The sequence below is a fragment of the Labrenzia sp. THAF187b genome (assembly GCF_009363375.1).
GTDB lineage: Bacteria > Pseudomonadota > Alphaproteobacteria > Rhizobiales > Stappiaceae > Roseibium > Roseibium algicola.
In genome coordinates this window covers 2,852,753-2,869,061 of the sequence record NZ_CP045344.1, presented here as the reverse complement: position 1 = coordinate 2,869,061, position 16,309 = coordinate 2,852,753, and the positions used below count along the sequence as shown (strand labels likewise).

The 16,309-nt window shown below is 60.9% G+C and carries 15 protein-coding genes; 4 read left to right on the top strand and 11 right to left on the bottom strand.

Annotated elements, in window-relative coordinates:
- Nucleotides 1–102 precede the first annotated feature (102 nt).
- A complete protein-coding gene (locus FIV03_RS13065; protein ID WP_023014621.1) occupies nucleotides 103–684 on the bottom strand; it encodes a hypothetical protein in 582 nt (193 codons plus the stop codon).
- A 230-nt stretch (nucleotides 685–914) separates the two neighbouring features.
- Between FIV03_RS13065 and mtnA the strand changes: the two genes are divergently transcribed.
- The gene (gene mtnA / locus FIV03_RS13060) at nucleotides 915–2,021 is read left to right on the top strand and encodes an S-methyl-5-thioribose-1-phosphate isomerase (RefSeq protein ID WP_062487584.1); all 1,107 of its coding nucleotides are present in this window, start codon (nucleotides 915–917) and stop codon (nucleotides 2,019–2,021) included.
- Between the two features lie 58 nt (nucleotides 2,022–2,079).
- Here mtnA and FIV03_RS13055 read toward each other — a convergent pair whose 3' ends face one another.
- Nucleotides 2,080–2,691 carry a GNAT family N-acetyltransferase gene (locus tag FIV03_RS13055; RefSeq protein WP_152509847.1) on the bottom strand — a complete coding sequence of 204 codons (612 nt, stop codon included), beginning with the start codon at nucleotides 2,689–2,691 and terminating at the stop codon, nucleotides 2,080–2,082.
- Nucleotides 2,692–2,835: 144 nt separating this feature from the next.
- Here FIV03_RS13055 and FIV03_RS13050 point away from each other — a divergent pair, with 144 nt between their 5' ends.
- Nucleotides 2,836–3,111, top strand: coding sequence for a flagellar biosynthesis protein (locus tag FIV03_RS13050; protein ID WP_152509846.1), 276 nt, complete (start codon nucleotides 2,836–2,838; stop codon nucleotides 3,109–3,111).
- Nucleotides 3,112–3,260: 149 nt separating this feature from the next.
- Nucleotides 3,261–3,536, top strand: coding sequence for a flagellar biosynthesis protein (locus tag FIV03_RS13045; RefSeq protein WP_077292097.1), 276 nt, complete (start codon nucleotides 3,261–3,263; stop codon nucleotides 3,534–3,536).
- A 67-nt stretch (nucleotides 3,537–3,603) separates the two neighbouring features.
- Here FIV03_RS13045 and flhA read toward each other — a convergent pair whose 3' ends face one another.
- From flhA to FIV03_RS13000, 9 genes are all read right to left on the bottom strand, one after another.
- Complete coding sequence (gene flhA, locus FIV03_RS13040; RefSeq protein ID WP_152509845.1) at nucleotides 3,604–5,781, bottom strand: flagellar biosynthesis protein FlhA; 2,178 nt, start codon at nucleotides 5,779–5,781, stop codon at nucleotides 3,604–3,606.
- Nucleotides 5,782–5,858: 77 nt separating this feature from the next.
- Nucleotides 5,859–7,211 carry a sigma-54 dependent transcriptional regulator gene (locus FIV03_RS13035; protein ID WP_152509844.1) on the bottom strand — a complete coding sequence of 451 codons (1,353 nt, stop codon included), beginning with the start codon at nucleotides 7,209–7,211 and terminating at the stop codon, nucleotides 5,859–5,861.
- A gap of 12 nt (nucleotides 7,212–7,223) precedes the next feature.
- Nucleotides 7,224–7,559: a flagellar motor switch protein FliN gene (gene fliN, locus FIV03_RS13030; RefSeq protein ID WP_022998153.1), complete on the bottom strand. Its 336-nt coding sequence runs from the start codon at nucleotides 7,557–7,559 to the stop codon at nucleotides 7,224–7,226.
- Entirely contained in the window at nucleotides 7,556–8,248 is a 693-nt protein-coding gene (locus FIV03_RS13025) for a FliH/SctL family protein (RefSeq protein ID WP_208984228.1), read from the bottom strand. Before FIV03_RS13025 ends, fliN begins: the two co-directional genes overlap by 4 nt.
- A 38-nt stretch (nucleotides 8,249–8,286) precedes the next feature.
- Nucleotides 8,287–9,333, bottom strand: coding sequence for a flagellar motor switch protein FliG (gene fliG / locus FIV03_RS13020; protein WP_152509843.1), 1,047 nt, complete (start codon nucleotides 9,331–9,333; stop codon nucleotides 8,287–8,289).
- A 2-nt stretch (nucleotides 9,334–9,335) separates the two neighbouring features.
- Nucleotides 9,336–10,949 carry a flagellar basal-body MS-ring/collar protein FliF gene (fliF, locus tag FIV03_RS13015; RefSeq protein WP_152509842.1) on the bottom strand — a complete coding sequence of 538 codons (1,614 nt, stop codon included), beginning with the start codon at nucleotides 10,947–10,949 and terminating at the stop codon, nucleotides 9,336–9,338.
- A 310-nt stretch (nucleotides 10,950–11,259) separates the two neighbouring features.
- Nucleotides 11,260–11,535 carry a DUF1153 domain-containing protein gene (locus tag FIV03_RS13010; RefSeq protein ID WP_022998157.1) on the bottom strand — a complete coding sequence of 92 codons (276 nt, stop codon included), beginning with the start codon at nucleotides 11,533–11,535 and terminating at the stop codon, nucleotides 11,260–11,262.
- Between the two features lie 381 nt (nucleotides 11,536–11,916).
- Complete coding sequence (locus FIV03_RS13005; RefSeq protein WP_152505750.1) at nucleotides 11,917–12,576, bottom strand: flagellar hook capping FlgD N-terminal domain-containing protein; 660 nt, start codon at nucleotides 12,574–12,576, stop codon at nucleotides 11,917–11,919.
- Between the two features lie 31 nt (nucleotides 12,577–12,607).
- Nucleotides 12,608–14,719, bottom strand: coding sequence for a flagellar hook-length control protein FliK (locus tag FIV03_RS13000; RefSeq protein WP_152509841.1), 2,112 nt, complete (start codon nucleotides 14,717–14,719; stop codon nucleotides 12,608–12,610).
- Nucleotides 14,720–15,027: 308 nt separating this feature from the next.
- On the opposite strand from FIV03_RS13000, the gene mnmA reads away from it, so the two are divergent.
- Nucleotides 15,028–16,206 (top strand): tRNA 2-thiouridine(34) synthase MnmA, encoded by a 1,179-nt coding sequence (gene mnmA / locus FIV03_RS12995; RefSeq protein ID WP_035909942.1) that lies wholly within the window; start codon nucleotides 15,028–15,030, stop codon nucleotides 16,204–16,206.
- Nucleotides 16,207–16,309: the final 103 nt, after the last annotated feature.

Here is a 16,309-nt window from a genome sequence, read left to right as displayed (position 1 = left end):
CCCTTCCTGCAGGCCTGACGAGTTGCCCAGAAAGGCACTCACAGGCTTGCGGCAACCAGGACCGATACTGGAGAGTGTTGGACGTCGTTCACAAAAGCCGCCTTAGAGCGGATTGGCGAACCAGGCGAAGACGATGAGGCCGATGACGCCCGCCGCAAGACCGATCCCGAAGGCACCGGCGACGGCCATCCAGGGTGTACGGCTTTCCTTGACACGCACGACCTTGCTGTCGAGCGCGACCTGCCGCAGCCGGTTGTTGAGCCAGTCGCCTTCCAGCGCCTTCTCCCGCTCCAGCACGCGTTCGGCTATATATTCGGTCAGGCAGTCTGCCATGTCATCGATGTTGGCCGTTTCCAGAATGACCACCCGGCCGAGGCGCGTGTCCTTCAGGAACCGATAGGTGCGCCTGTCACCGCCAACGGCCACGTGACTGGTCGCATCGATCCAGAGCCGAGGCGTGGAACCGGAGATGATCTGAAGGGAAAACTGGTCGTCGTCTTCCGGGATTTCCCTGAAAACGTCCTTGAGTTCGTCTGCAAGCATGTCCAGCCGGGCACGCTCGGTTTCCTGGAGCTCAACAACCACGTCCGAACGTTCGACTTCGCCAAGCTGAACCTTCCGGATCGCATCGCGCAAGGACCGCATGCGCGTATGTGGGACAACGTTATCCTGCATTTCAGACATGGGGTACACGTGACTCCGTTGTACTGCCGTTGGTGAATCAAGTCTTAACTGACTCTATCCCGAGTGAAACAGCCGCATGGCCTCCACCTGCGAGCTATCCACTGGCAATGATCCAAACATGGTTAACGGAGATTAAGGTATTTTTGACAGTCGCGCCAGTAACGCGCGACTGGTCTGAAGCCTGTTCATGGGTTATGCAAAAAACATATTGCGATTGCGGAGTTTCGCTCATGAACGTGGACGGCAAGAAATATCGCACGATCTGGCTGGCGGAAGATGGCGGCTCGGTCGAGATCATCGATCAGACAAGATTTCCGCACACGTTCGAGACCATCCGACTGCATACAATGGAAGACGCCGCCCATGCGATCCGGTTCATGCAGGTGCGCGGCGCACCTCTGATTGGTGCAACAGCCGCCTACGGCGTCGCGCTTGCCATGCGGACTGACGCTTCAGACGACAATCTCCATGCCGCCTGCTCGTCCCTGCTGGAAACCCGGCCGACAGCGGTCAACCTGCAATGGGCCCTCGACAAGGCGCGTCGGACACTGGTCCGGCTGGCACCTGAAATCCGCGAGGAAGCCGCCTTCAAGCTGGCCAATGACATCTGCGACGAGGACATCGCCATCAACATGGCCATCGGCATGCACGGGATGGAGCTGATTGCCGCGATCTCGCGGCTGAAACGCGCCGGTGAGCCGGTCAACATCCTCACTCATTGCAATGCCGGCTGGCTGGCCACCGTCGACTGGGGCACTGCGACGGCGCCGATCTACATGTCCCATGACGGCGGCATTCCCGTTCATGTCTGGGTCGATGAAACCCGACCGCGCAATCAGGGGGCTTTCCTGACCGCCTGGGAGCTCGGTCAGCATGGTGTGCCACACACGGTTATTGTCGACAATGCCGGCGGACACCTGATGCAGCATGGCGAAGTTGATATCGTCATCACAGGAACGGACCGCACCACGGCCACCGGTGATGTCTGCAACAAGATCGGCACCTATCTGAAGGCATTGGCGGCAAAGGACAACAGTGTGCCCTTCTACGTCGCGCTGCCGTCACCGACCATCGACTTTTCCCTGTCGGACGGTATCCGGCAGATCCCGATCGAGGAACGCGGCGGCGAAGAGGTCAGCCGCATCACCGGCCGCACCAGCGCCGGCGAGATCGAAACGGTGGACATCGTGGCAGACGGATCTCCTGTCGGGAATCCCGCCTTTGACGTCACCCCTGCCCGTCTCGTAACCGGCCTCATCACCGAGCGCGGCGTGCTTGAAGCAAACCGCAAGGCCATCGCAGATGCCTTTCCGGAGCGGGTTCGGGCAACTGCCTAGACGGGTGTGCTTGCGAGCAGGCAGCCCCATTCCTTCGAGATCGCGCTTAACCGCGTCCTCACTCGATCACAGGCACATGCGGCGCGCGCTTGCGGCCGAGTAGCCCCTGCAGACGCGGGTCTTCGGCAACTTCAATGGCGCGCTTGTAGGGCTTGAAACCGCAGGCCTGGTAAAAGATCAGCGCTTGCGGGCTGTCGCCGGTGCAGGTGTGTACCCAGAGCCGTTTCGTTTCCGGGCGTGACCAGACGATGTCCAGCGCCTGGGCCATCAGCCAGCGGCCAAGCCCGCCACCGATCGCGCCGGGGACCAGGCCGAAATAGGAAAGTTCGGGCTCTTCCGGGTTTGCAAAATCCAGCTCCAGCGTACCGACCGGCTTGCCATCGATGATCGGCAGGTAGTTCTCGCGGGCAGGCTCGGCGAGCAACTGCTCCAGCGTCTTGTCGTCATGAACCAGCCGGCCGAACCAGATCCAGTCTTCACCGACCTCCCGGAAAAGCTTGCGATAGCTGTCGAGATCCGGCGTCTGCCACCGCTGCAAAGTCACGTCGCCACGTGACGGCGCAAGAGGCTTCTCAGGCGCCTGAAGCATTTCCAGGAACGTGACCACGAAGGCAACCTTGCCCTCCGGAATATCCGTGTAGCCATCGAGGTTAAGCGCTTGCGTCGACATAAAACCTCCAGAATCTCGCGTGTTTTTCCGGGCTTAACAGCTGGAACGTTTGTCGCCAAGCCGCCGTGTGCACATCGCGCTGATTTAAGGGCTTGTTAACCATCTTCGCACACAGTCTGTTCAGATCTCCAGGAAGGAGCTGCCATGGCAAAGGTCGGAAACTACGTCCAGCGGGACTACCACAAAACTTTCAGCACGAAGCGGCAGTCGACTTGGTCTGACTACAACAAGGCCTGGAACGGGCGCCGTCAGGCGTCGGCGCAGAAAATGCAGCAGCTTCGGAACCTGGCATCCACCTTCGCGACCATCAATACACAAGCGGCTCAGACGAACACGCTGTTTGTCATGCAGAACCAAGGCAGGCTGGGTGGTTATGCGAACCAGACCGCCGCGATGGCCCGCATCAACGTGCTTGTCTAGATTTTCCCGGGTGAACCGCCGGGCAAAGGCCCGGGAAGATGATATTTTCTCGAAAAAAGTTACGTAGCGTTTTCCGGAGAAACGCGCGTTAAGAGCTTGTTCATTCCTTCGGGAGCTATGCTGTTTCAGTCTTTTGAAAAGGCAAACGCATGGCCAAGGTCAGCAACTACTTCCAACGAGATTATTCCAAACGTTTCAGCTCCAGTCGCAAGGTGTCCCTGGCCGACTACAACAAGGCCTGGACAAAGCGGCGTCAGACAGCCGCAAAGCGTATCGACCAGCTGAACAACCTCGCTTACGTGATGCAATCGATCAACACGCAGGCCTCTCAGGCCAATTCGCTGTTTGTCCTGCAGAACCAGGGCCGGCTGGGCACATACGCCAGTCAGACCGCCGCCATGGCCAGGATTAACGTGGTCGTGTAGCACACCGGGCATGACATCAGCGGGTGTTCAACAGAGGCTTGTTGAACGCACTGATGATTGCCCTATCTCAGATCGAACCGATTGTCTTGAGCTTGATCCGCGGGTGAACTTCCGCCTGGCTCATGATCGTCGTGTGGGCGCGGAAACGCTCGACGATGGAGCGAACGAACGGCCTGGTCTGCGGCGATGTCAGCAACACGGGAACTTCGCCCTGCTGCGCAGCCTGCTCAAACGCATCACGGACCCTGCCGACGAATTCCTGCAGCTTGCTTGGTTGCATTGCCAGCTGGCGGTCGTCACCCTCGCCGATGATGGATTCCAGGAAAGCCTGCTCCCATTGCGGCGACAGCGCGATCAGCGGCAGATAGCCACCGGGCGCCAGATTGGCGGCGCAGATCTGCCTGCCAAGACGGGTGCGCACGTGCTCGGCAATGGTGTCCGTATTGCGGGTCATGCCGGTTGCTTCGGACACGCCTTCCAGAATGGTTCCGAGATCGCGAACCGAAATCCGCTCGCCCAGGAGGGTTTGCAGCACGCGCTGGACACCGGACACGGTGATCTGAGACGGGATCAGGTCCTCGACCAGCTTGGCCTGCTCGCCCTTCAGCTCCTTGAGCAGCTTCTGCACGTCGCCATAGGTCAGGAGTTCGCTGATATTGGCCTTGATCGTCTCGGTCAGATGCGTGGACAGAACGGTTGCCGGATCCACCACGGTGTAGCCACGCAAGGAAGCATCCTCGCGGTACTGGGCCTCCACCCAGGTCGCCGGCAAGCCGAACGTCGGTTCCGTGGTGTGCGTGCCCGGCAGCTTGACCTGCCCACCGGCCGGATCCATGACCATGAAGTGGTTCGGGTAAAGCACGCCGCGGCCGGCTTCGACCTCCTTCACCTTGATGACGTAATCGTTCGCGCCAAGCTGAATGTTGTCGAGGATGCGCACCGGCGGCATGATCACGCCCATGTCGCCCGCGATCTGGCGGCGCAATGCCTTGATCTGCTCGGTCAGAACATCGTTGTCTCCCGTTGCCTTGCCGTTGATCAGCGGCAACAGGGCATAGCCGAGCTCGATGCGCAGTTCGTCCATCTTCAGGGCGTCGGTAATCGGCGGCTCTGGCGGCGGCTTCGGCGCGTCTTCCACGGCCTTGACCATCTCGGCCTTTGCCGCGGCCTTCTTCTTCTTCGACCCGACGGAAAAGGCCAGATAACCGGCAAGACCTGCAAGACCGAAGAACGGGACCATGGGCATGCCCGGAAGCAGCGCCAGGATCACCATAACCGCCGCCGACATGCCGAGCGCCTTCGGATAGCCGGTGAACTGGCTGGTCAGCGCCTTGTCGGCGGCGCCATGCACACCTGCCTTGGAAACAAGGAGGCCGGCTGCCGTGGAAACGATCAGTGCCGGAATCTGGGAGACGAGACCATCGCCGATGGTCAGCAGCGTGTAGTTGTTGGCGGCCTCGGTAAAGGTCAGCTCCATCTGTGCAACACCGATGAAGATGCCGCCGAGAATGTTGATGAAGGTGATCAAAAGGCCGGCAATGGCGTCGCCGCGCACGAATTTGGACGCACCGTCCATGGCCCCGAAGAAGGCACTTTCGTCTTCGAGCGCCTTGCGGCGAGACTTGGCTTCGGCTTCGTCGATGAGGCCTGCGGACAGATCCGCATCGATCGCCATCTGCTTGCCCGGCATGGCGTCCAGGGTAAAGCGTGCCGCGACTTCCGCGATACGGCCGGAACCCTTGGTGATGACGACGAAGTTCACGATCACCAGGATTGCGAAGACGATGATCCCGATGACGAAGTTCCCGCCCATGACGAGATTGCCGAAGGACTGGATGACGTTGCCCGCCGCCGCAGTGCCTTCATGCCCGTTTGCCAGGATAAGCCGGGTGGAGGAGATATTGAGACCCAGCCGCAGCATGGTCGCAATCAGCAGAACCGTCGGGAAAGACGAGAATTCCAGCGGCCGCTGGATGAACAGGCCCGTCATGAGGATCATGACGGAAAAGATGATGGAGACCGCCAGGAACGTGTCCAGCATCATCGGCGGCATCGGCAGGATCAGGAGCGTCAGGATGACGAGAATGCCGGTCGCAAGACCAACGTCACCCCGGCGAAGGGTATCTACAATCTCCTGAAGGACGGGAAAACCTGCAAGACCGGTGGCTGCGGCGGGCGCAGCCGTCTGCTGCTCCGCTGCGGGGCCTTCCGGTCTGCGTTGTTCGCCTGCTGCCGTGTCCGACATTTGTGGTCTGGTTTCCTGTAACCGCCGCCCGGGTCAATCAACGGGCGTGGCCTTCGTTATGGTTCCTGCCGGTGCGATCAGGCCCGGGCTTCGCCCGGTCCCGGAACGCTTATTCCTTCATCGGTATATTGATTCAGCTTGTTGCGCAGCGTCCGGATTGAAATACCCAGAATTTTTGCAGCATGTGTCCGGTTGCCCAGGCAATGATCCAGCGTATCGAGAATGAGATCACGCTCGACATCGGCAACCGTGCGTCCAACGAAGGATCGCGTCACGGCTTCCGCCGTCTGCGCCGCACGCTCCGCAGCGCCCTTGGCGACGCTCAGCGGCGTGCCGTCCGGCATGCGGATCGCCTCGACGCCGATTTCACCACCCGAAGCCAGCAGCACCGCGCGGTGCATGGTGTTTTCCAGTTCGCGCACGTTACCCGGCCACGGATTGGACATCAGCGCCTGACGAGCTTCGACGGACAGTGGCCGAACCGGCACACCGTTGGCTTCCGAGTAGTGCTTGATGAAGAACAGGGCGAGTTCCATGATGTCCGCCGGCCGCTCTCGAAGAGCCGGCAGCTTCAGGTTCACCACATTGAGGCGGAACAGAAGATCTTCGCGGAAATGGCCCTGACGGACGCTTTCGGCAAGATCCCGGTTGGACGTTGCCAGAATGCGGATATTGACCGGAACCGGGCGCGTGCCGCCGACGCGGTCGATCACACGCTCCTGGATGGCGCGCAGGAGCTTGGCCTGCAGGCGAACGTCCATTTCCGAAATTTCATCAAGCAGCAACGTGCCGCCATCGGCTTCCTCGAACTTGCCGATCCGACGGGCGACCGCGCCGGTGAAGGCGCCCTTCTCGTGGCCGAAGAGTTCGGATTCCAGAAGATGTTCGGGAATGGCCGCGCAGTTGATCGAGATAAACGGCTTCGAAGCCCGGTTCGAGCATTTGTGCACATGGCGGGCAATGACTTCCTTACCCGTGCCGGATTCACCGGTGATCAGCACCGAGGCATCAGATGGCGCGACCTGTTCGGCAAGCTTGACCACCGATGCCATGGCATCGTCCCGGTAGATCAGGTCGCCGCGTTCCTGGGCAACAGCCGCCAGAACGGCTGCGATCAGCTCCGGATCGGGCGGCAGCGGGATATATTCCTTCGCGCCCGCCCGAATGGCAGACACCGCGGCCTGTGCATCCGTTTCCACGCCGCAGGCCACCACCGGCACATGCACGCGTTCGTTCTGGAGTTTCTGGATCAGCCCGGCAATGTCGAGATGAACCTCGACCATCAGGAGGTCCGCTCCGCGACCGGACCGAAGCACCCTAAGGGCACCTTCGATATCGTCCGCATGGGTGACCTGGGCCCCGCCCTGCATCGCGATCTTGGAAGCCGTCGTCAGCTGACCGCCGAGCGTTCCGACAATTAACAGCCGCATCCGTTACTTTCCCTATCGATCCGTCTTGATGATTTCAGTCATGGTCACGCCGAGCTTGTCTTCCACCAGGACGACTTCACCTCGGGCGACCAGCCGGTCGTTCACGTAGATATCGATGGCTTCCCCCACCTTCCTGTCGAGTTCCAGAACCGTTCCGGATGCCAGTTTCAACAGGTCCGAGACATGCATTCTGGAGTGCCCCAAAACGGCGGAAATGCGCACAGGAACATCGAACACGGCCTCAAGGTCAGCCGCGGATTGCGGTACATGCATTTCGCCATCGTCGAGCCGGCGCTGCGGCGCCTCGAGCTCGTCGAGCGGGATATTGTGATCTTGCTCGTCGCTCATGCGTCAGTTTCCTTTTCCGCCGACGTGTCGGAGGTTTTGCCGCGTCTTTCCGCGCTGCGCCCTCGCAGGTAGGAACGAATGCTGGCATCGATTTCGGCCTCGATCGCCTTGCGGTCGCGTCTGATACCGCCGTCGGCCCACTCGATATGGCAATCGCCGCGGCCGATTTCCGGCTCGCCGAGGATGACCAGCCGCCCCTCGAAGCCCTTTTCGTGAATGATCGGATCCACCTGGGCCTTCAGCGCCTCGACATCCTTCTCGGCGATGCGGATGACGAGATGCGGCGCCTTGCGCAGCGGTCCCAGGCATTCTGACACCAAAGCCACCGTCTCGGCCAGCGGCTGGCGTGCGATCAGATGGGCACACAGACGCCTGGCCACAAGAAAAGCGAGACTGATGGCATCTTTCTCACGTTCCGCCACCTGCCCGTCCAGGGTCTCCAGCACCCGCGAAACCGCCCCGGCCAGATGATTGACTTCCGCCGTCAGCAAGGTCTCCTGCTTGGTCTGCAGGTCCTGAAGCGCCTTCACCCGGCCTTCCTCGAAGGCCTGGGCCCTTGCCTTCTTGAGCAATTCCTCATGCTGGGCGACCGGAATCATCGGTATCTCCGGCTCGACGGGAGCGACCTCTTCCGGCTCTTCAGGCTCGGAAAAGTCGACGTTGAACAGAAATTTCGATGGGTTGGTCATGCGTCCCATTCTGCTGTAAGTGCCTGCTGTTTGCCGCATCAGTAGATAATTTCATCCTCGCCCTTGGACTTGGAGATCATGATCTCGCCCTTGGCTGCCAGGTCCTTGGCCTTGTTCACCATGCCGGTCTGCGCTTCGTCCACATCACGCAACCGCACGGGTCCGAGTGCATCCATATCGTCCTGCAGAAGCTTTGCGGCGCGCGACGACATGTTGCCGAAGAAGAATTCCCTTGCCGTATCCGTGGAGCCCTTGAGCGCAATGGCCAGGGCGTCCTTTTCGACGTGCCTGAGCAGTGTCTGTGCACTGGCTGCGTCCAGCTTCAACAGATCGTCGAAGGTGAACATCAGGGTCTTGATGCGGTCGGCAGCTTCCCGGTTGTCTTCTTCCAGGGCCGCCAGGAAGCGGGCTTCGGTCTGCCGATCGAAATTGTTGAAGATCTCCGCCATCATCTCGTGGCTGTCGCGCCTCGAGGTGTTGGTGAGGTTCGACATGAATTCCACGCGCAGCGTCTGCTCCACCTTCTCCAGAACTTCCTTCTGGACGGCATCCATGCGCAACATGCGGCTGACGACTTCCAGCGCCAGCTCCTCCGGCAGAATGCCCAGCACCCGTGCCGCGTGGTCGGAATTGACCTTCGACAGCACCACCGCGACCGTCTGCGGATATTCGTTCTTCAGATAGTTGGCGAGAACGTTCTCCTGCACGTTGGAGAGCTTCTCCCACATGTTACGCCCGGCGGGACCGCGGATTTCCTCCATGATGATGGAGACCTTCTCGCCCGGCAGGAAGCTGGCCAGCAGCCGCTCGGTCGCATCGACGTTCCCTGTCAGTGATCCCTTGGAACTGACGCGGCGCACGAAATCCTTGAACAGGTTCTCCAGCATGTTCGGCGTGACCGGACCGAGGTTGGCCATCGCAGCCGAAACCTGGCGCACTTCGATCTCGTCAAGCTTTGCCCAGATCGGCGCGCCATGGGACTCGCCAAGCGCGAGAAGCAGAACGGCTGCCCGTTCCGCTCCCTTCAGCTCGCGCTCTTCTTCGTCCGCGCTGACCTGCAGCTGTTTCTGGAGTTGATCGCTCACTGTCAGGCCGCCTGTTCATCCAGCCAACCGCGAACGATGGTCACCGCTTCGGTCGGATGGTCCTTGATCATGTCGCCCACCTTGGCAATCGAGCTTGCCTGCATGGCCCCTTCCTGCTTGGCCTGTTCCAGCCATTCGATCACGAATTCGTCTTCAGCCGATTCTTCCTGTGGCACTTCCGTCTCCACTACCAGCGTCCCATCCGGACCGATCATCAGCTCCTGCGGTTGCTTTTCTTCCGGTGTCACGATGCGGCGCAGCAGCGGGCGAACCACGAAGAGCAGCAGCATCACGGCAATCAGGAACAGCACACCCAGCTCGGCAAAACGAATGATGTCGTTGCGGGTGAAATCGAACAGGCTGTCACTTTCAGCCAGCAGGTCATCCTGCGGCGGCAGGGCGAACTGCAGGTTCACGACTTCCACAACGTCGCCCCGCTCGGCATCGAAACCGACTGCGGAGCGCACCAGAACAGCGATCCGGTCCAGGGTTTCCTGGGCGCGCGGTGTATAGGTGCTGCCGCCATTGCCGTCCGGCTGGTAGGTGCCGTCAACCAGCACCGCAACGGACAGACGCTTGATCTTGCCAGCTTCGACAACTTCGGTCCGGGTCGAGTGGGAAATCTCGTAGTTGACGATTTCCTCGGTAATGGACGACGTGTCGCGCTCTGCCTGCCCCTGACCAGCATCGGCATTCGGAAGCTGGTTGGCAACAGTAACCTGCCCGTTCCGGGACACAGCGGAAGAAGCTTCTTCCTTGGACTGGGTCGAACGCACCACCTGTCCGTCCGGATCGAAAGTCTCGGTGGTTTCCGTCAGGCGATTATAGTCGACTTCCGCGTTGACGCGAACCCGTGCCCGTCCAGGGCCGACGACGGAGTTCAGAATTTCCTCGATCTGGTTGCGCAGCCGGCCTTCGACCTCGACAGTCCGCTCCTGCAGCGAATTCGTCATCAGGCCGTCTTCGTCGTTGCCCGCACCGGAAGCCAGCAGACGGCCGCTTTCGTCGACGATCGAGACGCGGTCGGGCTCAAGCCCGTCAACCGCTGTGGCAACCAGATGCTGGACCGCACGGATTTCGCCCGGGCCGAGGGCACCACGAACGTTCAGCACGATGGACGCGGACGGCGGGCGACGGTCTTTTTGGAACAGCTGGCGCTCCGGGATAACCAGGTGAACGCGGGCAGCGCGGATGCGGTCGAGGGAGCCGATCGTGCGCGACAGCTCGCCTTCCATGGCGCGCAGGTGATTGATGTTCTGAACGAAACTGGTGGCGCCGAGAGTGTCTGAACGGTCGAAGATCTCGTAGCCGATAGAGCCGCCGGTCGGCAGGCCTTCAGCGGCAAGCTGCATGCGCAGGCGGGCGACCTGCTCGTTCGGAACGAGAATGGAGGCACCCTGACGGGCGATCTCGAATTGCACGCCCTGGCTTTCCAGCTGGGAAACGATCGATGCGGAATCCTCAAGGGTCAACTCATTGTAGAGCGTCGTCATCTGGGGCGCCGTCACCCGGAAGATGATGAAGGCGAAGACGCCGACGAGGATGGCGGCAACTGCCCCCATTGCAGCAATGCGTGCCGCCCCCAAGGTTCTGATGAATTCTACAAGTCCGTTCACGAATGCCCGCCCGCATTTGAAACATGCCCCTGCCGTTATTATTGGAGTCGGCTGGGCACGCCACACCTTCGATGGGCAAAATTTGCCGCCCAGGTGGTTAACAAGTGGTTAACAAAACCTTTCCAATAGGGGCGGATCGGCGGGTTTCCGCCATTTCAATTAATGCAAACTGCAACTGAGGTGGGGAAAAACTGCCTACCTCATTAATTTTTGGATAAGTTCCGTACGGACAGCAAGACAAATAAAAAGGCCGGCAGAGCCGACCTTTTGATTGCGCCCCAACAGCGCATTGCAGAAACCGTATTCCGGATCAATTTCGATATTGCTGGACCCGGGTCGCTCGAAGCCCGGCAAGACCGTGCTTTTCAATCGAGCTTTGCCAGGAGAGGAACTCCTCAACTGTCAGAGTGTATCTCTGGCACGCTTCTTCAAGGGACAACAAGCCACCGCGAACTGCGGCAACCACCTCTGCCTTGCGGCGGATGACCCACCGCTTTGTCGAAGTCGGAGGCAGGTCCGCAATGGTAAGCGGGCTCCCGTCCGGTCCGATGACATATTTTACACGCGAACGAATGTGTTCGGTCATTGTACTCTCACACTAACCATGACCAAGGCTGATTTGAGACTACAAGATGACGCTTAACAAACGCCTAAAGCAAAATTGTGTTTTTATTAACTATAAAATCTAAATTTAGTGAATGATATTTAGGATTTCACAAAGATAAAGGGTCCAATTCTAAATAGTATTATATGAATTCGTTAACCATATTTACCTGACCGTGCAATTTGCAAGGCAATTCGATTAACCTGAAAATTGCATCCCTCCTCCGGCCACACTTCATTCTTGTTTTTTGTGCCGGCAAATGTCCCGCGGATTACCCTCAGCCCCTTGAAACATCGAGAAAACACGAAAAAACCGCCCCGGTGTCCTCCGGAGCGGTTTTCAAAAATGTGTTTGCAGGACTGATCAGGACGGACGGGCGACCGACACCACGGAACTGACCGGAAACTCCTGGCTGCCAACCTTCAGCACCGCCTCCCCGCTCGACCAGTCCACGCTGTCGACAATGCCCGATACGGTCGTCTTGACGGTTTCCGGCCGGCTGGAGGCGTCCTTCACATCGAAGGAGATGGTGTAGAGCCCGTTCACGGCCTGCTGGCCGGAATCAGTCTGCCCGTTCCAGTAGAAGGTGCCGTCGCCGGCTGCCAGCTCGATGTCGCCGCTATAGACGATGGACCCGCTGGTGTTGCGGATCTCGAAGGTGCCAGTCGCATCTTCCGCCACATTATAGCTCCAGCTGGCCTGGCTGCCCGACAGGGTTGTCGTGGAAGCATCAGCAGTCACTTCATTGCCGATATAGCTGACATAACTCATGCTCTGGTTGCTCGTCAGCGAGGCAATGATTTCTTCAAGGTTCTGGTTCTGCTTGATGGCCTGCTCGACGCTCGAATACTGAACCAGCTGATTGGTGTATTCGGCCGAGTCCAGCGGATCCAGCGGATCCTGGTTCTGGATCTGCGTCGTCAGGATGCTCAGGAACAGTTCGTAATCGGCGATGAGGCCGGCCTGGCTGGTTGCCGAGCCGGTCTGCGACGATGCAGAGGAAGTTGGAGAAACGGTTGTCATTTTTTCACTCCTGAGGCAGCAACTCGCCCCGTTACACTTTCAAGTCCAGGCCGCCGCGCTGTTCCGCGATGGTCATTCTGACAATGTCTTCAAGCATCGGATCGGCTTCCGCGGAAACCGTGCCTCCGCCACCATTCGAGGCCGGCTGATGTCCACCCCCTCCCTGTTCGGAGCCGAACTGCTGGCCGCCGTCCTGTCTCAGGGAGAATTGCAGGTTGTCTGAATCCGGGTTGAGCCCTGCCGCTTCCAGCGCGCGCTCCAGGCCGCGCTGATCACGCAGGAACATGTCCAGCGTCTCCGGCCGGTCGACACGCAGATGGGCCTGGACCTTGCCATCGTGAGAAACCTTCATCTCAACCTCGACCCGGCCGAGCTCCGGCGGGTCGAAACGCATCTGGAAACGGGTCTGACCATCCTTCAGATTGCGCGCAATCTCTGCGGCCACCTGGGTAGCCACCTGGCCGGACTGGCTCTGGCTCGGCATCTGCAGGCTCTCTGTCCGCATTGCCCCTGCCAGATCGCCGCCGCGTACCGTTGCCGCACCGAACTCGCCGGAAATGCTGGTGTGCTGCAATTCAGCAGGCATATCCGCTTCGTCAGCCGCAATATTCGACAGCGCCGCAGCAGCGACAGGACCAGCCAGGGCCGCTCCGCGCGGCTCAGGTCCCGTTTGCTCCGCGCCCTTGGCAGCAGGTCCGGCAGCAGCATCTTGCGTATTGCCTGCCCCCTGCGGACCGGAAGCCTCACCCGTGACCGGCTTGACGAGACCCGTACCTTCCTCGGCAACAGGCTCACCAGCCAGCAACTGTTCGGACGACACCGGCTGCGGCGTTGCCTGAACCGGCTGTTGAACAGGAACGGCACCCGCATTCACGGCGGCCGCGACCTGCGTGGTGGCTGCGCTCATCGCGGTTCCGGCCTGTGCGCTCGCCTCACCCGTTTGCGTGTTCGTCGTTACCGGCTGGGCTGACGTCTCGCCATCCACCACGGGTGCGGCAGGCACTGCAGGAACCTGTGTGCCTTCAGATGCCGCAGCGGCCTTGGCGACGGCCGAGACAGACGCAGCAACAGTTCCGGCAGGCGTTGCCGCGGCAACCTGGAGACCAGGTGCTTCACCAGGCCCCTGCCCCGGCGCCTGACCGCCAACCACCGCGCCGGCCTGCACACTTGCCTGGACAGGCAACGTCACGGCCGGCTGCTGGCCGACTGGCTGGGCAGCGGGCGTTACCGACGCCCGGAATTCTTTCGGCAGTTCGCTCTGCCAGCGGCGCTCTGTCGTGACAGGCGCTGGCCGGGCAACTGCCGCCTGCGCCTCCGCCGCTGTAGCCGGCGTTGTCAGCCCGGCTCTTTCAGGCTGCGCGGCACCTGCCTCAACACCGTTCAAAGCGCCGGCAAAACTCGGTGCTGTAGCCGGTGCAGAACCTCCGGAACCGGTACCGGCTCCGGCATCTGCCACAGGAGCAGGTGCAGCCCCGTTTTGGGCACCAGCTGAAGGCACCGCTGGAGCGCTGCCTGCAAGACCTGCGCTTCCCGAAAACGCGGCACCGGGCACGCCGGCATCGGCGGAGGCTGGCGTGGTAGCCGCACCTTCGCCAGCAGGAGCCGGAACAACAGGTGCAACCGGCGCAAGTTCCGCAGCCAGGGCAACGTCGGCGGTTTGCGCCGCTTCATCTCCTTCAGAGGGAAGCAGACCCTGATCCGTATCACCGGGTTGCCCCGCATCGAGTGGCGGAGTGCCGGCCACGATATCGCCGGATAGAAGAGGATCGGCAACCGGGACCGTCGGATCCACCGCAATGGCGGATGCAAGTTCGCCTGTCACCACAGAGGTCTGGATCTGCGCGGCAACCACCCCCGGCTTCACCGGATCGGCCGCGCGGCCGGCCTTGGCGGAAACCACGGCACTGACCTGACCCTTGTCTTGCCCTGCGCCCTTCGCGGCGCCCTGCCCCGAGATCGAGCTCAGCTCGTCGGCAAATCCGTTTGCCTTGCCCCCAACAGAGGAAGCAGCCGCACCTGCAGAAGCCTGCCCGCCAGCAAGTGCGCTGCCCGCACCCGCTGCCAGCGCCCCGGCAGAAACATCCGTTGTCAGTCCAAATGGCAGCACATTTGCCCCCAGATCCCGGCCCGCACCGGCGGGCATATTTCGTCACCGGAATAGAAAGCAAACATCGGGCCAAACGTTAAACTCTGCCAGATCCTTTGATTTTGCTCATCTTTTTCAAAGGTGGAGCGAAACCACCTCGGGTTTCGGGCGGCAAGCTTTGCCGGTCCGGCAAAGCGTGCCTGCCATGCGGGGGAAGCAATTGGCAGCCGCTCTCCTTATCTGTATAGTGCCGCCAACTTTGAATAGGGCCCTTGATCGCTGCCCGCCCGGCAGGGCGTGGAAGGCTCGGGACGGACAACCGCCCCGCCTGCGCGATCGGCCAAAAACTTCTGGAAGTACACTGGATGCGAAACAGTCTGGATCTGCCCGGCCGCCCGGAAGACACTCGCGTTGTCGTCGCCATGTCCGGCGGGGTCGACAGCTCGGTCGTGGCCGCCCTCATGAAGGCCGAAGGCTACGACGTCATCGGCGTCACCCTGCAGCTTTATGATCACGGCGCCGCAGTCAGCAAGGCAAAGTCCTGTTGCGCGGGCGTCGACATTCATGATGCCCGCCGCGCGGCCGAAACCATCGGCATTCCCCACTACGTGCTGGATTATGAAAGCCGGTTCAAGGAACAGGTCATGGACCGTTTCGCCGACAGCTACATCGCCGGCGAAACCCCGATCCCCTGCGTCTCCTGCAACCAGACGGTCAAGTTCACCGATCTCCTGAAGACCGCGAAGGATCTTGGCGCCGATGCATTGGCAACCGGCCACTATGTCCGCTCCGCCCAGCAGGGCAACAAGCGCGCGCTTTTCCGCCCGGCCGATCTTGACCGTGACCAGAGCTATTTCCTGTTCGCCACCACGCAGGACCAGCTCGATTTCATCCGCTTTCCGCTTGGCGGCATGCCCAAGTCGAAGGTGCGTGAGCTTGCAGCCGAATTCGGCCTGACCGTCGCCAACAAGCCGGACAGCCAGGACATCTGCTTCGTGCCCAACGGCGATTATGCCGAGGTCATCCGCAAGCTGCGCCCCAATGCGGCCGAACCGGGCCAGATCGTCCATATGGACGGCCGCGTGCTGGGTGAGCATGACGGCATCATCCACTACACCATCGGCCAGCGCCGCGGCCTTGGCGTTGCCACGGGCGATCCGCTCTATGTGGTGCGGCTCGACCCGGACGAGCGCCGTGTCGTCGTCGGCCCGCGCGAGGCGCTGGCGACCCGCACCATCCTGCTGCGCGAAATGAACTGGATCGGCGATCAGCCGCTGGACGAAGGCGACGAGATCGAGCTCTTCGCCAAGGTCCGCTCCACCCGGCCGCCGGCACCGGCCACCTTGCGCATCCTGAACGGCAAGGCGTTCGTGGATCTTGCCAACGGCGAAACCGGCGTCGCCCCGGGCCAGGCCTGCGTCTTCTTTGATACGGATGACGAAACAGCCCGCGTTCTGGGCGGCGGCTGGATCCACAAGACCGAACGCACGGGCGACTGGGCGATCGATTTTCCACAGGTCAAAGCCCCGGTTTCCGCGGCCTGAGGCCAGACAAAAAACTTTGCGGCCGGACGCCAATTCAACGCTTGACGCCCGCCCGCCGCCTCACTATAAGCACCCCACGTCGCGCGGGCCGCCCAGGCCCGGA

Coding starts and splice junctions, on each gene's coding strand:
- mnmA (WP_035909942.1), top strand. CDS start 15,028: ATGCGAAACAGTCTGGATCTGCCCGGCCGCCCGGAAGACACTCGCGTT.
- FIV03_RS13045 (WP_077292097.1), top strand. CDS start 3,261: ATGGCCAAGGTCAGCAACTACTTCCAACGAGATTATTCCAAACGTTTC.
- FIV03_RS13005 (WP_152505750.1), bottom strand. CDS start 12,576: ATGACAACCGTTTCTCCAACTTCCTCTGCATCGTCGCAGACCGGCTCG.
- FIV03_RS13010 (WP_022998157.1), bottom strand. CDS start 11,535: ATGACCGAACACATTCGTTCGCGTGTAAAATATGTCATCGGACCGGAC.
- fliN (WP_022998153.1), bottom strand. CDS start 7,559: ATGAGCGACGAGCAAGATCACAATATCCCGCTCGACGAGCTCGAGGCG.
- FIV03_RS13055 (WP_152509847.1), bottom strand. CDS start 2,691: ATGTCGACGCAAGCGCTTAACCTCGATGGCTACACGGATATTCCGGAG.
- FIV03_RS13035 (WP_152509844.1), bottom strand. CDS start 7,211: ATGCGGCTGTTAATTGTCGGAACGCTCGGCGGTCAGCTGACGACGGCT.
- mtnA (WP_062487584.1), top strand. CDS start 915: ATGAACGTGGACGGCAAGAAATATCGCACGATCTGGCTGGCGGAAGAT.
- FIV03_RS13050 (WP_152509846.1), top strand. CDS start 2,836: ATGGCAAAGGTCGGAAACTACGTCCAGCGGGACTACCACAAAACTTTC.
- FIV03_RS13065 (WP_023014621.1), bottom strand. CDS start 684: ATGTCTGAAATGCAGGATAACGTTGTCCCACATACGCGCATGCGGTCC.
- FIV03_RS13025 (WP_208984228.1), bottom strand. CDS start 8,248: ATGACCAACCCATCGAAATTTCTGTTCAACGTCGACTTTTCCGAGCCT.
- flhA (WP_152509845.1), bottom strand. CDS start 5,781: ATGTCGGACACGGCAGCAGGCGAACAACGCAGACCGGAAGGCCCCGCA.
- FIV03_RS13000 (WP_152509841.1), bottom strand. CDS start 14,719: ATGCCCGCCGGTGCGGGCCGGGATCTGGGGGCAAATGTGCTGCCATTT.